Raw genomic sequence first — 13,245 nt, 5'->3', positions numbered from 1 at the left:
TTTTGAAGGTGGGCTTTTTTTCTATTTTATGCCATGGCTCTGGCGCGCTGGTAAATGAGTTCAGCATGCGACAGTGCCAGGGTGAGTCCGGCCTTTTCGATTTGGTCTATTTGAGTTTGAGGTTGAATTTCTGTGAAGAGTGATAAGTTGGCTGCCGGTGTTGTGGCATTTAGTTCACCATGAATCAGTTGTAAGGGGCAGGTGAGTTTTTGCAGTAGCGGTGACCAGTCCTTGAGCATGACTTGTAAATCCACTTCAAAGCCAACACCCATCTGGTTGAGGTAAAAGCTATAGGTGCTGATGATACCGCTTTGGTGTTGGGGTGAACGTAAGACTTCTTGCTCGGCTTCAAGTCCTTGAAAGATGACATCGGTCCAATGATTAGGTCCGAGTTGGCGGGCTCGAACGAGCAGGAGTCGTGTCATTAATCTCGCCACCCAAGGTGCATGGCGTGCGGCTTGGATAAAGATGCCTTGATGATCAGGCATCACCTGGATTTGTTCCAGTTCACGAAAAGGTGGGGCACAGGAAATACCCAAAATTCCTCTGACCCGCTCAGGGTACCGGGACGCAACAGCCAATGCCGGAATCAGGGCAACTTCATGCGCCAGAATTAATACCTGATTTAACTGTTGCTGAGTCATAAAGGCCAGTAGATCCTGGACCTGGCATTCGAGGGGGTCTTCATCTTTGGCCGGTGGGTGGCTGCGTCCATAACCAGCTCTTTCTAACGCATAGACATCCAGCCCTTGTTCTGAAGCAAGTTGACGCTCGATTAGGTAGTCACCTGCACCAAAAGATGGCCCATGCAGCAAGATAACTTTTTTGCCTTTAGGGTCCCCAAAGCGGCGCCAGCCCAGTTTTCGGCCATTGCGGGTCAGCTCACCAATACGGAAGGGGTAGTGAGTCTCGCTAGAGGGCTGCTGATACGAAAGGCCTTGTTGCTGGCGACTGGCATTGGTAGCGGCAGCAGCAAGAGTGGCTACTTGTAACTGGCTTTTGGCGCCCATTTTATTGAGCAGGCTTTTGACTTGCTGGCGCACGGTGCCCAGGGAGCGTTGTCGCTCCTGAGCGAGTTGTTCGCTGCTAAGGCCGCGGGCAAGACCGGCTAAAATTTCACGCTCGCTGGCAGTCAGGTTAAAGAGTTCCTGTAAGGCTAGATCAATGGAAGCTGGCCACTGATGCTGAAGCCCCACTAGAAGGTAGGCCTGATAGTCAGCATGATAATTGCCAATTAAAATAAGGGGCTGCTTTTGATGTAAGCTGGCTGGTGTATGTACTTTGATAAGTGTTGGGCCAGGTTCGCGGCTGAGCCTTTGCCGAAATGCCTGAAAGTCTTTTTTGCTGACACCCAGAGCAGCCAAGCCATCCCCGATTTCTAATTGAAGGAGTTGGCTGGCTTGCTGATTAACTGTAAGAACCTGCCCAGCGTCATTAATAGCCAAAGCCGGAGTGATCTGTTGGCTCACTAAAGCATGTAGCCGGTCTTCTGCAAGAGCCGCTTCCTCAATTTCAATGAGAGCAGTGGAGAGTTGTAATGCAGCTTCAGTAGGAAGTTGGTGGTGAGCTTGAAGCACAGGAAGCAGTTGGTTGATTAGTTGCTCATAGGCTACCTCACCTTTGGCGACCGCTTTTACCAAATGATTGAGTAACTCTGTTTCCTGGGGTACTGAGCTTTTCAGCTTACTGCCAGTAAGTATTAACGGTTTTATAGCTTGACGCACAGTCCCTACCTAGACGATCCCAAAAAGATATCGCTAATAGTAGGTAGATTCTTTGAGTGAATCAATTTTTTGATCTAGATCAAACCACCAGCCCTTCAGCAAGATGCTGCCACTGTACCGGCCATTCGTGGGTGGGTGGGCGTCTAAAGCCGCTGCGTACATATTGGACGATGCGTCCTTCAACGATGGCCAGGAGCATGCTGGCTGCAGCGGTGGTTGAAAGGGCTACTTTCTTGCCTTCACGGATTTCGGTTTCACGCAGGATCTGTTTGATCTGGCTTTCAATCCGGTCAAACAGGCGGGTGATGCGATTCCGTAGTTCTTCATCTTCACCCACCAGAGCATCACCAGTGAGTAGCCGGCAAAGCCCTGGGTTGTGTTCAGCAAAACCAAGCAGCAGGGTTAACAGGTGCTCACAGCGAACCAGGGTGGCGTTCTGTTCTTTGATGATCAGGTTGATGCGGGTAAACAGGCTGTCTTCAATAAACTCTATCAGCCCTTCAAACATCTTGGCTTTGCCGGGAAAATGCCGATAGAGGGCTGCTTCTGAAACACCAACCTTTTTAGCCAGGGAAGCAGTCGTGATCTTGCTTTCCTGATTCTCCAGCATTAATGCCAGGGCTTGAAGGATTTCGTCTTTACGCTGTGACTTCTTTTTTCGTGTTGTTGAAGACTGGTTTTCCACGTTTAACCTACCTGTTAACTGGATATCTGGTTGGTAATAAGCGTACCGACACCGGCATTGGTAAAGATTTCCAGCAAAGTGGCATGGGGTACGCGACCATCGATAATATGGGCAGATTGAACCCCATCCTTAACGGCATCCAGGGCACAACGGATTTTCGGTAGCATGCCACCATAGATGGTGCCATCGGCAATCAGCTCGTCAACCTGAGCTGTTGTCAAACCGGTGAGTACTTTGCCTTCTTTGTTTTGCAGGCCAGCAACATTGGTGAGCAGAATCAGTTTCTCTGCTTTCAACGCATCGGCAATTTTGCCCGCAACCAAATCAGCATTGATGTTGTAAGACGCCCCTTGAGCATCAACCCCTATAGGGGCAATAACGGGAATAAAGTCGCGGCTGGCAAGCATTTCGATAAGTGCAGTATCCACGGATTCCACTTCGCCAACATGACCAATATCAATGATTTCCGGGGCGGTCATTTCAGGTGTTTTGTGGCTGACCTTGAGTTTTTTGGCCTTGATGAGCTGGCCATCCTTACCGGTTAGGCCGATGGCCTTGCCGCCGGCCAGGTTGATTTGGCTGACGATTTCCTTGTTGACCAGGCCTCCGAGGACCATTTGCACCACATCCATGGTTTCGCTGTCGGTAACCCGCATACCATTGACGAAACGCGACTCGATATTGAGACGCTTCAAGAGGTCACCAATTTGAGGGCCGCCACCATGGACAACAACGGGGTTGATGCCAACTTCTTTAAGCAGCACGACATCACGGCAGAAGGAGTCAATAAGGTCGTCCTGGGTCATGGCGTTACCACCATATTTGATGACCAGGGTTTTGCCGGAAAACTTTTGGATATAGGGCAGCGCTTCCGATAGAACTTTAACGGTGGTTTGGGGGCTATTGACTGATGAAGGTGCGGTCATGGTTTGGGCTCTAATTCAGATATCAAAGGTTAACGAAGGGTCAATATTTTGTAGTGCCTGGTGAAAGCGGTCGGCTATTCCTTCCAGGGCTTCTTGTGTATGGCCTTCAAAACGCAGTACCAGTACGGGTGTGGTATTGGATGCTCTGCAAAGACCCCAGCCATCAGGGTAGTCAACCCGGATGCCATCCAAAGTGGTTTTCTTGCCGTTTCCAAATTCTCCTTCATTGCTCAGGCGTTCGACCAGAGCAAATTTGTTTTCATCGGTAACGGGGATGTTGATTTCCGGGGTGGCGATATTTTGGGGGTAACGGTTAAAAAAATCATCCGCATTTTCGTCTTGCTGGGCCAAAATCTCTAGTAAGCGTACAGCAGCATAGAGGCCATCATCAAAGCCATACCAGTTTTCTTTGAAGAAAATATGCCCGCTCATTTCACCGCCCAGCAGGGCACCGGTTTCTTTCATCCGGGCTTTGATCAAAGAATGACCGGTTTTGTACATCTCGGGTTGACCGCCTGCCTGGCTGATGACTTCACCTAACTTGCCGGTGCATTTGACATCATAAATGATCTTGGCTCCAGGGTTGCGCGCTAAGAGGTCTTCGGCAAAAACCATCATCAGGTGGTCAGGGTAAACGAGTCGGCCTGAAGGGGTGACGACCCCAACACGGTCACCATCACCATCAAAACCCAGACCCAGGTCGGCTTTTTCGGCTTTCACAGTCGCTAGCAGCTCAGTCAGGTTTTCCAGCTTGCCCGGATCTGGGTGATGGTTGGGAAAGGTGCCATCAATTTCAGTAAATAAAGGGATGACTTCGCAGCCCAGGCGCTGTAACAGTTTGGGGCCCAGTTCACCAGTGACACCATTACCCGCATCAAGCACGACTTTTAAAGGACGTTTAAGCTGGGTGCGGGAAAGGATAGCCTGAAGATAGTCTTCGCCCAGGTCGCGTTTTTTAATAAAGCCCAGGCCATATTTGTAATCGGCTTCCTGGATGCGGCGGTACAAATCCTGGATCGCTGCGCCGGATAGTGTTTCCCCGGCAAGCATGCATTTAAAGCCATTGTAATCGGGTGGGTTATGACTGCCCGTGACCATGATTCCAGATTGGGTGCCTTGCAGGTGGTGGGCAGCAAAATAGAGCGTCGGGGTGGGCACTTGACCAATATCAATCACATCCCGCCCCGTTGCTGTAAGACCCTCTTTCAAAGCTTCCAGCAGCTCCGGCCCAGAGATGCGCCCGTCTCGGGCAACCACCAGGGTGGTTTCGCCCCGTGCAGCGGCTTCTGAGCCGAGTGCCAGGCCTAGGTGTCTGACAATTTCAGGCGTCAGGGTTTTGCCGACTATTCCACGAATATCGTAGGCACGAAAAATTGAGGCGGGAACTTCAGTCATTCTTAATCCTTTATTTTGGCTTAATGACGGCCTGAACTGCCAAAGCCTCCAGCGCCCCGGCTGCTGTCAGCAAAGTTTTCCACAACCTCCAGCTCAGCTTGAATAACCGGGACAATAACGTACTGGGCAAGGCGCTCACCGGGTTCCAGAGTGAAGCTTTTCTGGCCCCGGTTCCAAACAGAAATCATTAGTTCACCCTGGTAGTCGGAATCGATCAAACCAACCAGGTTGCCGAGAACGATACCGTGCTTATGACCCAACCCGGAACGGGGAAGTATCATCCCGGCCAAGCCTGGATCAGCCAAATGAATGGACAGGCCGGTTCTAACCAGATGCGTGTCTCCAGGCTGAAGAGTTAAGGGTTCATCCAAAAGAGCACGCAAATCCATGCCAGCTGAGCCTTCAGTGGCATAGGTTGGGAGGGGAAGTTCTTTGCCTAGGCGTGAATCGAGAAGTTTAACGGCAATTTTTGGGTGGTTCATGAACGGGTTAAATCCTGCTTGGAGTAGAGTTTAAAGATTTTGAGTAGCAGTTGGCGGCTCAGGTCGATCTTGCTCGCTAAGGGTAGGGCTTCCTGATAAAACTCCCCTTTTTCTCGGTAGATAAAGGTGACTTGATTATGGTCGCTGCCAAAGCCGATCCTGGTGTCGCTGACATCATTGGCAATAATGGCGTCCAGGTTTTTCTTTTCAAGCTTGCGGCGGGCATAGTCTTCCACCGCCTGGGTTTCTGCAGCAAAACCCACGCAAAAGGGGCGGGATGACTGACTGGTGGCCAGGGTTGCCAGAATATCCGGGTTTTCAACCAGCTTTAAAAGCATTTCCTGTTGCCCCGGCTGCTTCTTGATTTTTTGATCAGCAATGGATTCCACGCGATAGTCAGCAACAGCCGCGCAGGCGATAAAGATATCGGTTTGTGCTTGTAGCTGCTGACAGCTTTCCAGCATTTCTTGAGCTGTCACTACATCCACACGCTGGACACCTGGTGGTGTGGATAGTTGAACCGGTCCGGCAATTAGGTGAACTTTTGCTCCCAGTTCCGCGGCGGCCTGAGCGAGCGCAAACCCCATTTTCCCGGAGCTGTGATTGGATAGATAGCGCACAGGGTCCAGCGGTTCCTGCGTGGGGCCTGCCGTGAGGGTGATCTTAAGACCACGCCCGGGCAGTTCAGCGTTGCAACGCTGGTCTGGTGCTTGGAAAAACAAAGCAATCTGTTCAAGGAGCTCTTCGGGCTCAGGAAGGCGACCTGGCCCCTGATCACCACAGGCTTGTTCGCCTTCGGCGGGTGCCAATAAATGGTAACCCAGAGCTTTGAGGCTGCTTAGGTTGCGTTGAGTTGCCGGATGCTGCCACATCCCCTGGTTCATTGCCGGAGCCAGGTGCACAGGCGCAGGGGTGGCCAGGCAAAGGGTTGTTAGCAGATCATTGGCCATACCACTGGCTAGGCGGGCCATGAGGTCAGCACTGGCTGGTGCGATAAAAACCAAATCCGCCCAGCGAGCCAGCTCAATATGCCCCATACCGGCTTCAGCCTCATCATCCAGTAGCCTGTCATGCACTGGATTGCCGGTGAGTGCCTGGAAGGTCAGAGGTTGTACAAAGGCTTTAGCGCCCTCGGTCATCACGACCCGGACTTCTGCCCCAGCCTTAACCAAAAGGCGAGCCAAGTAAGCTGTTTTGTAAGCAGCAATACCGCCGCTGACTCCCAGTAAAACGCGTTTGTTGACCAGACCTGTCATGGATCAATTAACCCGACTAAATAAAGAAGCTAACCTTACCATGTTTCGGCTTTTACTGAGAAATGAACCTAAGAAACAAGGAGGTTATAAATGGGTATTAACCATTGGCCAGCCGATGAGCGCCCCAGAGAAAAGCTATTGGCTAAAGGCCCTGAAGCGCTCACTGATGCAGAGTTATTGGCGATTTTTCTACGTACAGGAGTTACTGGCAAAAGTGCGGTCGACTTGGCCCGGCATCTTTTGGATGCTTTTGGTGGACTGCCGCGCCTGTTAACAGCTGGACAGCGGGAATTTTGTAGTCATCTGGGCCTGGGTGCTGCCAAGTATGCTCAATTGCAAGCCGTGCTGGAAATGGCGCGTCGCCACTTGGAAGCAGAAATCAAACGCGGTGAGGGGCTAACCAGTCCAGAAGCGGCAGGCCGTTATCTGCAAATGCAGTTGCGTCATCTGCCCCATGAGGTTTTTGCACTGCTCTTGCTGGATAACCAGCATCGGGTCCTGCACTTTGAAATTCTTTTTCGTGGCACCCTGGATGGTGCTTCTGTCTATCCGCGGGAAGTCGTCAAACTGGTGCTCTCGCACAATGCGGCTGCGGTGATACTGGCGCATAATCACCCTTCGGGTGTGGCTGAACCCAGTGGTGCTGATGAGCAGATTACCCGACGGCTAAAAGAGGCGCTGGCCCTGGTTGAAGTGAGAGTTTTGGATCACTTAATCATTGGCGATGGTGAACCTGTGTCCTTTGCTGCCCGAGGTCTGCTATAATAGCGCCCGCTTTAAGAATTGCTTGTCTGTGCGCGGCCTTTTTGGTATAAAGCGCCCTTTCATTTTTTCATCATCCAAGGATTCTTTGATCGAGGTCGCTCTGCGTACCTTTTTATTCAGAATCCAAGCGCCCTGAGATCGACTGGAGGCACCTAAATGTCCATGGTTTGCCAGGTTACCGGTAAAAAGCCGCTGACCGGAAACAATGTTTCCCACTCACAGCGTAAAACGCGTCGTCGTTTTATGCCCAATCTTCACGTTCACCGTTTTTGGGTTGAATCTCAAAAGCGTTTCGTCAAACTGCGCGTTTCCACCAAGGGCCTGCGCATTATTGACAAACTGGGCATTGAGCAAGTACTTGCTGATCTCCAGAAGCGTGGCGAAAAAGTTTAAGCCCCTTAGCTAAGGAATCGGAATCATGCGTGAAAAAATCAAAATGGTATCCAGTGCCGGCACCGGTCACTTCTATACCACGATGAAAAGCAAGCGTAACACTCCTGAAAAACTGGAGCGCAACAAGTACGATCCAGTTGTACGTAAGGTTGTTCCTTACAAAGAAGCCAAAATCAAGTAATTGGCTTCCAGGTGTTACCTGAAAAACCCGGACTGGAAACAGCCCGGGTTTTTTGTTTTGCCTGAAAAAAAGCGGAAAAAAATTGCCGCCTCGGGTCGCCAGCTAGCGACCTTTGTAACTGAGTGCAACCCAGGCTAAAGTTCTGAATAGGTAAGTCGACGAGGTAAGTAAGCACAAAATTCATCGGTAAAAGATTTAGGTGGTGTTATGTCGGGTATTAGCTTTAGTGGGCTGGGTTCAGGCCTGCCAGTCGATGAAATCGTTCAAGCCAGTGTTCAAGCTAGGGCACAGCCTCTGGAAAGAATGCAGGTCCAAAGAGCTGAAGCTGATGCCAAGATCAGTGCCTACGGCCAGTTAACCAGCAAGGTCAATGCTTTTCAGTCAGCAATGAGTGACTTGACTGGCGAAAACAATTACAACCAGATGCGTGCTGATTCCAGTAATGAAGGCCTGTTTACAGCTTCTGCAGACTATCTGGCCAATGCTACCTCGGGCAACTACAACATTGAAGTTGAATCTGAAGCGCAAAATTACCGTTGGGTATCTAACGAGATTGCTCTGGATGCAGAGCTAGATCCTATAGAGATTGAAGGGGTAGAAATCACTCCTGGAGGTGATGGAACCCTGGACGACTTGCGCGCAGCTATTAACGCCAATGAAGACCTGGAAGGGGTTTCTGCCAACATCGTTAATACTGGAGATGGTCAGGGGCGCTTGATTATTAATGCCGATGAAACCGGGCAGGAAAATGAGCTAACCATTAATAACTCCGGTTCTCTTGCTCAGGATGCAGACTTGTCCATTGAGAATGACCTGGACGCTGTTATTAAGATTGATGGTATCGAGGCGACCAGTAGCAGTAACCGCTTCGAAAATGTCGTTACCGGGGTCACGATCGATATTACTCCAGGTGCCTTAAACGACCCTAATGCCAGCAGTTCAGGTGTTTTGGAGATCGATAGAGACACTGAAGCAGTTAAAGAGAATATTCACGCTTTTCGTGATGCTTATAACGATTTGATGAGTTTTTTGAATGAAGCCAAAAGCGCCACGGTGAATGATGACGGCGAAGTGGAGGGTGGTGCACTCGCCGGAGAAAGCGTAATTCGTTCTTTGGAAGGAGAGCTGAGAGGCATTATAGGCTCGGCAGCCAGCAGTGATCCTAACGATTATGACAGTACCCTGTTAAATCTGGGCTTCAAAACGGTGGTTGATACCACAGGTGAAGGAACCGGGCCAAGAGACGGTCACCTGGAAATTGATGATGAACGTCTCAGCGAAATGCTGGACAATGAATTTGATGAGGTCGCACGCATTTTTGGTGATGAAGACTTTGGTTATGCATCCAGGCTGGAAGAAGCCGCTTCCCGGATGACGGATTCAACCCGAGATGGTCTTATACCCAGCCGAACCGATGGTTTGAACGCCAGAGTGGATCGCTTGGAAGATCGGATGCAGGACACCATTGATCGCCTGGATTCTTATGAAGAGCGCCTGTATCGCCAGTTTAATGCTATCGAATCGGTGACTGCTAACCTGAATACACAAGGTCAGCAAATTCAACAGCAGTTTGCTGGGTTGCCTGGTTACGGCTAAGTAAGTAAAACAGCATCGAGCCTCTGTTTGGTTATAATGCTTTTTTAAGCACTAACCAAGCAGGGGCTTTTTTTATGCCTGAATTACCCGAAGTTGAAACGACTCGTAGAGGAGTGGCTCCCTGGCTTGAAGGTCGTAGAATCAAGTCATTCAAGGTCCGTGAGCCGAGATTGAGGTGGCCCGTTCCTGCCAATCTGGATGAGCAAATCCAAGGTTTACAAATCGGCCAGCTGCAAAGGCGTGCCAAGTATTTATTGATGCCTTTGGTGGCAGCAGAGCAGGGTTTCCTTGAGCAGGGGTTGATTTGGCATCTGGGCATGTCAGGCAGTCTTCGTTTAGTCCAGGAAGATGAGCCCTGGAAGAAGCATGATCATATCCAACTGATGCCTGAACAGCTCCCGGAAGACAGCTCACCGCCACTTTGTCTGCGTTATCATGATCCCCGGCGTTTTGGGTTCCTGCTTTATTACACGGGCGACCCCTTGCTGCATCCGCGTCTTGAAAAACTGGGCCCTGAACCCTTGGATAAGGATTTTACTGCTGAAGGGTTATACCAGCGTTCTAGAAATCGCAAGGTTCCAGTCAAGGCTTTCATCATGGATAACGCCCAGGTTGTTGGCGTTGGCAATATCTACGCAACCGAAGCCCTTTTCCGGGCGGGTATCGACCCCCGCAGAGCCGCAGGCAAAATTTCATTCAAGCGTTACCAGACGCTGGTGGTTCTGATTAAGGAGATACTGGCTGCTGCAATTACTCAGGGTGGAACCACGCTTAGAGATTTTGTGGGTGGTGATGGGAAACCAGGTTACTTTGCCCAGCAATTGGATGCTTATGGACGTGCTGGGCAAGAGTGTCGCCAGTGCTCGGGTCTGCTTAAAGAAGTGAAGATTGCCCAGCGGGCCAGTGTTTTTTGTCCGACTTGCCAGCGTTAATGCCGAAATCAAAGGATTTCTGTTAAGCTAGGCATCTGATTTTGCCAACCGAAAAGGCTAATAATATGAGTTATATGGCATTTAAGCATTTGCATTTACTGGCCGTTGTTCTAACCGTCCTTTTCTTTGTTGTTCGTAGTGGCGGCGTACTGGCAGGCCTGCAATGGGTTAACCGGAGCTGGATGCGTATCAGTCACCATATGATTGATTTGGTGGTTCTTATTTCAGCCTTGGGCCTCTGCTACTTTCTTTCGCAATGGCCGTTTTATAACAGCGCCTGGGTCACCGCCAAGCTCGTTGGGCTAGTGGGCTATATGGGCTTTGCTGCTTTCGCCTTGCGTCGCCAGAAAATTTTGGGCCTGGCTATTGCTGCTGTCTTCCTGGTTTATACCGCCTGGGTAGCGGTTAACAAGGTGCCTTTCCCTGGTTTTTAAGCTTGGAACGCAAGGAGCAGCAGCATGAAGTTCACCTATCAATGGGATGAAACCCAGTTCCTTTGCTCGGCACTTTATGATTACCAGCTGGGTGCCCAAAAGGACCGTCGCCAGCTATTCCTATGGGTAGTTTTGATCGCCCTGACGGGTGTTTTGGCTATCAAATGGTTGGATCAGGGTTTTCAGCTGGTTGATCTGATCGTGGTTGCCTTGGGTGTATTTTGGTTTGCCATTCGCAAACAACTCTTGGTCTGGATGTTTAAAAGAGCCTTCAGGCGCTCTGGTCAAAATGGACTCCACCTGAGCTTCACTCTTGATGAGGAAGGGCTGGATGTTCAGGTTGACCAAAAACCACCACAAACCTATTTATGGCAAGACATTCATAGAGTCGTGCGAACAGAAAAAGGCTTTCTACTTTATCCCGGTTTGCTTTGGTTACCCTTTTCAGGACTGGAAGAAGAGGCCCACCCTGAAGAGGCGGCGGCACTGATCCAGCGCAAAGTAAATCACTACAAAGATAAAAGTAGCTATAGGCTGAATTTGAATCTCTGAATTGGGAAGCTGATAATGACAGTTGAGCAGCGTTTTTGTGATACCCATCAATGGGTTGCACAGGAAAAAGATAACCTGGTAGTGGTGGGAATCAGTAACCATGCCCAGGAAGCATTGGGTGATATTGTGTATGTGGAATTGCCTGAAGCCGGTAAACAAGTTCAAGCAGGGGAAGTGATTGGCACTATAGAGTCAGTTAAAACGGCTTCTGAGATTCAGGCTCCTGTCAGCGGCACCCTGGTTGCGTGCAATCAGCTGCTGGATGATGACCCTGAGGTGCTGAATGAAGCGCCGTTAACGACCTGGGTTTACCGCCTGCAGGTCGCGGCCTCTGAGTTTCAAACAGAGTGGGATGCCCTGATGACAGATCAGGTCTACCAAAACTTCCTTGAGCAGTAAACAAGATGAACTGGGATTTGCCAGACCCTTTTGTTATTGAGTTGAAGATTCCCGCTGAAGCCATAGATCACTATGGCCATGTCAATAATGCTGAATATTTGCGTTTTATTGAGAAAGTCAGCTGGCAGCACTCACAACAATTGGGGTTGAGCCTGGATGACTATCGAGCCCTGGATCGGGCCATGGTCGTTGTACGTCACGAGCTGGACTATCAGGCACCCGCTTATGAAGGCGATGAGCTGGAAATGGCTACCTGGATTGTTGACTGTGATCAGCGCAATAGCCTGGTTAGGCGCTTTCAGTTGCAACGTTGTTCAGACAAGAAAACCCTGTTCCGTGGCAAAACCTATTTTGCTTGCGTGGCGCTTTCCAGCCATCGTCCGCGACGCCTGCCCGAAAAATTTCTCCAGGTTTACCTGCCCGCCCTGATTGAAGAAATGCCCAGCCACTCATGAAAGCCTACTTGTATCTAACACCTCGGCAGCTCGACGTTCTTCGACATGCGCGCCTGCATTTCTTGGCTGTTAGTGAACAGCCTGATCCTTGGCAACTGAATGCCCGAATGATTTCACGGCAAAGGGTGGGAGTGAGTGAGGGCGAGTTTCAAAAAGAATTGGAAAGGCAGTTTAAAGCCCTGCCTGACCAACTGAAAGGGCTGATGACTTGGGATGCTTTTCAAAAAGAAGCCGTTAAAAAACGCCCCAAAATTGAAGCTCAAATGAAAAAGCGCAAGCAGGGCAAGCCGCCAGCACTGCCTAACCCCAAAGCCTATGATGACTTGGGCTTTTGCCGCTTCTTCACTACTGCCGACAACCCCCTACTTTGGGAACGCTATGCTGACCAGCATCGTGGCATTGTGCTGGAATTCAATACTGACTACCCCAAATTCAATACCAATAAACAGGTGCTCAAGCCAGTGGTCTACAGCAAAAAACGGCCTACTGCTGACCACCCGATGAAGCCCTTTCCAGCTCTTTTTCACCGGGCTGCCGAATATGCTTCAGAAGAAGAAGTAAGACTGGTACGCCCCCTGAGCGAAGCCAAAGACTGCAAGACGATGAGCAACGGCCAGCAGGTGTATTTTTACCCCTTTCCGCCACGTTCGCTTGTTTCCGTGACTTTGGGAGTGAATATCGCTGCCGAAACCCGTGAACAGGTCGAGCGCATCCTGACCTATGACCTGAAATACAAACCCGGCCGCACCCTAAGAGAAGTCCTGCTGGATCCGGATGAGTATAAGCTGCATTTGCGGGGCACCCTCTAGGAAGCCCCTGATTAACTACTACGCTAGGTGATGCTGCGTTGAAATTGGCCTCAAAATGCTCATTTATTCCGTGTAAACTCCGCTTTTTCGTTCAATTTCGTTGGTGACCTACATGGATGTAGGAAGTGCAGAGATTCATCTGGAATGAATTCTGCCCTGACCTGCGCTCGTGACGTTAATCAGAGGTTCCCTAGCCAACCTGGATATCGGTTATTGTTTTTCGAGTGGGTCTGCAGGCACTTTCAGGGCATGTGAATCAAG

Annotated in this window: 16 protein-coding genes; 10 read left to right on the top strand and 6 right to left on the bottom strand. The window is 50.2% G+C overall.

Going from position 1 to position 13,245, the window contains the following annotated elements; translation table 11 throughout:
• Positions 1 to 26: 26 nt before the first annotated feature.
• From BM185_RS08620 to coaBC, 6 genes are all read right to left on the bottom strand, one after another.
• Positions 27 to 1,724 carry an alpha/beta fold hydrolase gene (locus tag BM185_RS08620; protein WP_091962188.1) on the bottom strand — a complete coding sequence of 566 codons (1,698 nt, stop codon included), beginning with the start codon at positions 1,722 to 1,724 and terminating at the stop codon, positions 27 to 29.
• Positions 1,725 to 1,803: 79 nt separating this feature from the next.
• On the bottom strand, positions 1,804 to 2,409 hold the full coding sequence (gene slmA / locus BM185_RS08615; RefSeq protein ID WP_091962185.1) for a nucleoid occlusion factor SlmA: 606 nt from the start codon (positions 2,407 to 2,409) through the stop codon (positions 1,804 to 1,806).
• A gap of 14 nt (positions 2,410 to 2,423) precedes the next feature.
• Complete coding sequence (gene argB, locus BM185_RS08610) at positions 2,424 to 3,335, bottom strand: acetylglutamate kinase (RefSeq protein ID WP_091962182.1); 912 nt, start codon at positions 3,333 to 3,335, stop codon at positions 2,424 to 2,426.
• Positions 3,336 to 3,350: 15 nt separating this feature from the next.
• Positions 3,351 to 4,730: a phosphomannomutase/phosphoglucomutase gene (locus BM185_RS08605; RefSeq protein ID WP_091962180.1), complete on the bottom strand. Its 1,380-nt coding sequence runs from the start codon at positions 4,728 to 4,730 to the stop codon at positions 3,351 to 3,353.
• Between the two features lie 20 nt (positions 4,731 to 4,750).
• Positions 4,751 to 5,212, bottom strand: a complete 462-nt coding sequence (dut, locus tag BM185_RS08600; RefSeq protein ID WP_091962177.1) for a dUTP diphosphatase — start codon at positions 5,210 to 5,212, stop codon at positions 4,751 to 4,753.
• Positions 5,209 to 6,468: a bifunctional phosphopantothenoylcysteine decarboxylase/phosphopantothenate--cysteine ligase CoaBC gene (gene coaBC, locus BM185_RS08595; protein ID WP_091962174.1), complete on the bottom strand. Its 1,260-nt coding sequence runs from the start codon at positions 6,466 to 6,468 to the stop codon at positions 5,209 to 5,211. The genes dut and coaBC overlap by 4 nt, the downstream gene beginning before the upstream one ends.
• 90 nt (positions 6,469 to 6,558) lie before the next feature.
• Between coaBC and radC the strand changes: the two genes are divergently transcribed.
• From radC to BM185_RS08545, 10 genes are all read left to right on the top strand, one after another.
• Entirely contained in the window at positions 6,559 to 7,233 is a 675-nt protein-coding gene (gene radC, locus BM185_RS08590) for a RadC family protein (protein WP_091962172.1), read from the top strand.
• A gap of 156 nt (positions 7,234 to 7,389) precedes the next feature.
• The gene (gene rpmB / locus BM185_RS08585) at positions 7,390 to 7,626 is read left to right on the top strand and encodes a 50S ribosomal protein L28 (RefSeq protein ID WP_091962169.1); all 237 of its coding nucleotides are present in this window, start codon (positions 7,390 to 7,392) and stop codon (positions 7,624 to 7,626) included.
• 25 nt (positions 7,627 to 7,651) lie between these two features.
• Entirely contained in the window at positions 7,652 to 7,807 is a 156-nt protein-coding gene (rpmG, locus tag BM185_RS08580) for a 50S ribosomal protein L33 (RefSeq protein WP_091962166.1), read from the top strand.
• A 207-nt stretch (positions 7,808 to 8,014) separates the two neighbouring features.
• A complete protein-coding gene (fliD, locus tag BM185_RS08575; RefSeq protein ID WP_091962164.1) occupies positions 8,015 to 9,403 on the top strand; it encodes a flagellar filament capping protein FliD in 1,389 nt (462 codons plus the stop codon).
• A 74-nt stretch (positions 9,404 to 9,477) separates the two neighbouring features.
• Positions 9,478 to 10,335 (top strand): bifunctional DNA-formamidopyrimidine glycosylase/DNA-(apurinic or apyrimidinic site) lyase, encoded by an 858-nt coding sequence (gene mutM, locus BM185_RS08570; protein WP_091962128.1) that lies wholly within the window; start codon positions 9,478 to 9,480, stop codon positions 10,333 to 10,335.
• Positions 10,336 to 10,400: 65 nt separating this feature from the next.
• Entirely contained in the window at positions 10,401 to 10,769 is a 369-nt protein-coding gene (locus BM185_RS08565; protein ID WP_091962125.1) for a SirB2 family protein, read from the top strand.
• A 24-nt stretch (positions 10,770 to 10,793) separates the two neighbouring features.
• Positions 10,794 to 11,321, top strand: coding sequence for a hypothetical protein (locus BM185_RS08560; protein ID WP_091962123.1), 528 nt, complete (start codon positions 10,794 to 10,796; stop codon positions 11,319 to 11,321).
• A gap of 15 nt (positions 11,322 to 11,336) precedes the next feature.
• Positions 11,337 to 11,720 (top strand): glycine cleavage system protein GcvH, encoded by a 384-nt coding sequence (gene gcvH / locus BM185_RS08555; RefSeq protein WP_091962120.1) that lies wholly within the window; start codon positions 11,337 to 11,339, stop codon positions 11,718 to 11,720.
• A gap of 5 nt (positions 11,721 to 11,725) precedes the next feature.
• Positions 11,726 to 12,175, top strand: coding sequence for an acyl-CoA thioesterase (locus BM185_RS08550; RefSeq protein WP_091962117.1), 450 nt, complete (start codon positions 11,726 to 11,728; stop codon positions 12,173 to 12,175).
• Complete coding sequence (locus tag BM185_RS08545; RefSeq protein ID WP_091962114.1) at positions 12,172 to 12,984, top strand: DUF2971 domain-containing protein; 813 nt, start codon at positions 12,172 to 12,174, stop codon at positions 12,982 to 12,984. The genes BM185_RS08550 and BM185_RS08545 overlap by 4 nt, the downstream gene beginning before the upstream one ends.
• Positions 12,985 to 13,245 lie beyond the last annotated feature (261 nt).

The sequence above is a fragment of the Marinospirillum celere genome (genome assembly GCF_900112235.1).
Lineage (GTDB): Bacteria > Pseudomonadota > Gammaproteobacteria > Pseudomonadales > Halomonadaceae > Marinospirillum > Marinospirillum celere.
This window is presented reverse-complemented; position numbering and strand designations above follow the sequence as displayed.

What these genes read in the sequence shown, in the direction of transcription:
- fliD (WP_091962164.1), top strand. Translation starts at nt 8,015, where the DNA reads ATGTCGGGTATTAGCTTTAGTGGGCTGGGTTCAGGCCTGCCAGTCGAT.
- argB (WP_091962182.1), bottom strand. Translation starts at nt 3,335, where the DNA reads ATGACCGCACCTTCATCAGTCAATAGCCCCCAAACCACCGTTAAAGTT.
- BM185_RS08605 (WP_091962180.1), bottom strand. Translation starts at nt 4,730, where the DNA reads ATGACTGAAGTTCCCGCCTCAATTTTTCGTGCCTACGATATTCGTGGA.
- gcvH (WP_091962120.1), top strand. Translation starts at nt 11,337, where the DNA reads ATGACAGTTGAGCAGCGTTTTTGTGATACCCATCAATGGGTTGCACAG.
- radC (WP_091962172.1), top strand. Translation starts at nt 6,559, where the DNA reads ATGGGTATTAACCATTGGCCAGCCGATGAGCGCCCCAGAGAAAAGCTA.
- BM185_RS08550 (WP_091962117.1), top strand. Translation starts at nt 11,726, where the DNA reads ATGAACTGGGATTTGCCAGACCCTTTTGTTATTGAGTTGAAGATTCCC.
- coaBC (WP_091962174.1), bottom strand. Translation starts at nt 6,468, where the DNA reads ATGACAGGTCTGGTCAACAAACGCGTTTTACTGGGAGTCAGCGGCGGT.
- rpmG (WP_091962166.1), top strand. Translation starts at nt 7,652, where the DNA reads ATGCGTGAAAAAATCAAAATGGTATCCAGTGCCGGCACCGGTCACTTC.
- BM185_RS08565 (WP_091962125.1), top strand. Translation starts at nt 10,401, where the DNA reads ATGAGTTATATGGCATTTAAGCATTTGCATTTACTGGCCGTTGTTCTA.
- dut (WP_091962177.1), bottom strand. Translation starts at nt 5,212, where the DNA reads ATGAACCACCCAAAAATTGCCGTTAAACTTCTCGATTCACGCCTAGGC.
- mutM (WP_091962128.1), top strand. Translation starts at nt 9,478, where the DNA reads ATGCCTGAATTACCCGAAGTTGAAACGACTCGTAGAGGAGTGGCTCCC.
- BM185_RS08545 (WP_091962114.1), top strand. Translation starts at nt 12,172, where the DNA reads ATGAAAGCCTACTTGTATCTAACACCTCGGCAGCTCGACGTTCTTCGA.
- BM185_RS08560 (WP_091962123.1), top strand. Translation starts at nt 10,794, where the DNA reads ATGAAGTTCACCTATCAATGGGATGAAACCCAGTTCCTTTGCTCGGCA.
- rpmB (WP_091962169.1), top strand. Translation starts at nt 7,390, where the DNA reads ATGTCCATGGTTTGCCAGGTTACCGGTAAAAAGCCGCTGACCGGAAAC.